The sequence below is a fragment of the Moraxella atlantae NBRC 14588 genome, assembly GCF_001591265.1.
GTDB classification, from domain to species: domain Bacteria; phylum Pseudomonadota; class Gammaproteobacteria; order Pseudomonadales; family Moraxellaceae; genus Faucicola; species Faucicola atlantae.
In genome coordinates this window covers 1-3,245 of the sequence record NZ_BCUL01000047.1, presented here as the reverse complement: position 1 = coordinate 3,245, position 3,245 = coordinate 1, and the positions used below count along the sequence as shown (strand labels likewise).

4 protein-coding genes and 1 pseudogene are annotated in these 3,245 nt (G+C 38.8%); 3 read left to right on the top strand and 2 right to left on the bottom strand.

Features of this window, described 5'->3' with window-relative positions; all coding sequences use genetic code 11:
• The 3 genes from MA2_RS11310 to MA2_RS10485 form a co-directional block, all read left to right on the top strand.
• A partial coding sequence (locus MA2_RS11310; RefSeq protein ID WP_174519468.1) for a hypothetical protein occupies window positions 1-618 on the top strand: 618 nt, incomplete at its 5' end.
• A gap of 39 nt (window positions 619-657) precedes the next feature.
• The gene (locus tag MA2_RS10490) at window positions 658-1,311 is read left to right on the top strand and encodes an IS1595 family transposase (protein ID WP_067059608.1); all 654 of its coding nucleotides are present in this window, start codon (window positions 658-660) and stop codon (window positions 1,309-1,311) included.
• A 52-nt stretch (window positions 1,312-1,363) separates the two neighbouring features.
• The gene (locus MA2_RS10485; RefSeq protein WP_067059606.1) at window positions 1,364-1,996 is read left to right on the top strand and encodes a hypothetical protein; all 633 of its coding nucleotides are present in this window, start codon (window positions 1,364-1,366) and stop codon (window positions 1,994-1,996) included.
• Between the two features lie 8 nt (window positions 1,997-2,004).
• Here the strand turns inward: MA2_RS10485 and MA2_RS11600 are convergent, their stop codons facing one another.
• Entirely contained in the window at window positions 2,005-2,238 is a 234-nt protein-coding gene (locus MA2_RS11600; protein WP_079352278.1) for a lipase secretion chaperone, read from the bottom strand.
• 21 nt (window positions 2,239-2,259) lie between these two features.
• Window positions 2,260-3,245: pseudogene (tnpC, locus tag MA2_RS11010) on the bottom strand (IS66 family transposase); the annotation flags it as partial.

Genomic DNA, 3,245 nt, shown 5'->3' with positions numbered 1-3,245 from the left:
TTACTAAATCAATTTCGTCTAACTCAAGCTACTAATATAGTTTATTCCATATCTTCAGATGGAAAGTATGGCAGAAATTTAACATTAGTTAATACTACATTAAATAATGGAACTGTAACTACGAGTATTGCAGGGCGTACAACTATTACTCAAAATGGTAGAATTATCCTTGCTATTGCACATGAACCATTAGAAACTAAAGCTACGGCTCAAGTGCTTAAAGTTATTGATGACTTTCCCTCTAATAGCCAAGCTGATCAGTATGCAGCTATAATTGGTGCTTATGATCCGATTACTGGTAAAATAGCTGTAGGAAAAAGTGTACCTAAGGGAAATAGCATCTCCAGATCTGATTTACATCCTGATACTGTCAAATTAATTGAAGATAGATTAGGCGTAAAAGTTGGAGAAAAAACAACTTTTTGTTCAAATACAGCTGGAGTTTGTGCTGAAGTTTCGGCAGCTGACGCCTTAATACGGCAAGGAGTCAAACCTGATCATATTCAATTTACTAAAGCATATCGACCTAGAATTGTAAGAACAAAAGGAGTAGATGCAGATGGTGCAATTATTGCAACCTGTCCTAATTGTTCAATTACTTTTCCGACTAAAAAATAAGGGGCTGTAGTAGATAAGCACAAATGCTAGACTACAAAAATGAAGATAACTCGTTGTAAGCTAAGTAAAAAAACACAAGTGAAATTGCTTGAATTTTTTACCGCTCAAGTTACCGCCCGTACAGCCGCTGATTTACTACAAATACAGCCTAACACTGCCGCTCTTTTTTACCATAAAATACGGCTTGTGATAGACTACCATTTATCCAAAGAAGTAGACGAACTATTTGACGGTGAAGTCGAATTAGACGAAAGCTACTTTGGTGGTGTACGCAAGGGCAAACGTGGTCGTGGTGCAGGTGGTAAGACAGCCGTTTTTGGTATCTTAAAGCGACAAGGTAAGGTTTATACCATTGTCGTTAATGACCCCAAAGCAACCACGTTAATGCCCGTGATTAAGCATAAAATCAAGCCTGACAGCATTGTTTATACCGATTCCTATCGAAGTTATAATGCCTTAGATGTGGGTGATTTTAAGCACTTTAGAATTAATCATTCAGCTGAGTTTGCCCAAGGTCTCAATCATATCAACGGTATTGAAAACTTCTGGAATCAATCTAAACGGGTTCTTAGAAAATATAATGGCATTGATAAAAAACACTTCCATTTGTTCTTGAAAGAATGCGAGTTTAGATTTAATTATGGGTCACTATCTGAGCAATTGAAAATATTGCGTAAATGGTGTGATATTTAATCCTTATCTACTACAGCCCCAAAAATAATCTTTGATAAAATGAGGAATTTTTATGCAAATTAACCCCTCTATATGGACTCCTGGTGACTACGAATATATATGGTTTGCATGTGATAAAAATGATAGATTAGCTATGTTCAATAATTACATGACTGGAGAAATACCTCTGTCAATAATGCAAGATGTAAATTTTGCTAATACGATTGAAAGATTAACCCAATTTATTTTTGAAGACCAAAGTGAATATTCATATTATTACAAGAATGGTGAAACGATCTTAAAATACTATTCTTATTTAATTCACAAAGAACGTTCTCAAAGTAGACTTGACAACATCCCTGATCGACCTAGGTCTTTAAATGAAGTTCTATCAAATATAGCTAAATATAATAAAAAAGATTTTGTAAATATTTGTGATGAAAATTTACCATCTAGAAAAGGATTATTTTTGTTCAGTGCTATACATGGATATCATGAAAATGAAGATTATCCTGTAGGATATACAGGCGAAACAAAAATAGGAGATTATTTTTGCTATTTAATGCCAACTGAATATGCAATACTCGAAAACATACCTAATGAGTTTTATAAAGTTATTGCGAAAAGTGATACATTAGATTTTAATAATGTAGATATTATTAAATCACAAGATATCAATAAAATTTTTGATAAAGTCGCAGGATAATGATTTATTTATTTTTTAACATATGTTCCCAACCGCAGTTGCTCCTGCGGACTAAACATCCTATTCTGCATCTCTACTATCTGCCGCTGTGCCTCTGGCGTATTACCAGAGGTTGCTAAAATCTGCTGACGCACTTGCCCAAACTCCGCAACCCGTTTCGCAAAATCTGCCTCTTGGGCATCTAACTGACTCAACCGTTGCACCGCATCTTCACTGACATATTGACGACGTAGAGCATTAATCGTAAGCCCCCGACCATCCCCCTATTGAGATGGTTTCCAGCAATGTGGTAGCAGCTCATCAATCTGGCTATCAGGATGTGTTGGCAGACGTCTCAGCACATCCGCCAAATACGCATACGGGTCAAGCCTATTCAATCTAGCTGACTGAATCAGCGACATAACATTCGCCGCCCGCTGACCACTCTCAAGCGACCCTGCGAACAACCAATTCTTACGTCCGAGTGCCCAAGGACGCATCTGATTCTCCGCCCAATTATTATCAATCGGCAAATTGCCATCATCCAAATAACGTGTCAGAGCCTGCCACCGTTTCAAGCAATACTCAATCGCCTTGGTAATACTGGCATTCTTAATCGTGCCTAACCTTTTCTCCTGTAACCACGCATAAAGCCTATCCGCAACTGGTTTAGCCTTCTATTGCCTAATTTGCCTAACGACTTGGGCATCTCTAGGCGTTGGTGATTGGTTTTTCTCAAACCGCTCATCAATCTCACGCTCAACGGCATACAGTGATTGAAATAACGCTAGTGCCTCAATGCTAATAAGACTCTGCCCTGTCACATGAAGCTCATGAAACTTACGTCTGGCATGAGCCATACAGCCCACTTCAATCACCCCTCGCCCAAATAATGGCTTATAGCCGTTATAGCCGTCGCAAACAAGCTTGCCCTTAAAGCCCTTTAAAAAAGCATTGGGATACTCACTACCCCGACCTTGGGCAAAGTCATACACCACCGCTTTGATTGGGCTGTGCTGCGGTGTTACATACGCCCAAACATAGCCTTGCTTTAACTTGCCTTTCACGTCTTTTACCCCATAGCCATTTAACACTTTGACTGGGGTTTCATCGGCATGCACAATTGGCTGGGTTAGCATTATTTTATGCAAACGTTTAACTAAAAACCCAAGCTGTACGCCACAGCGTCCAACCCAATCGGCTAAGGTTGAATCGGATAAATATACCCCGCTACGCTGATAAATCAGGCTTTGGCGATATAGGGGCAAAT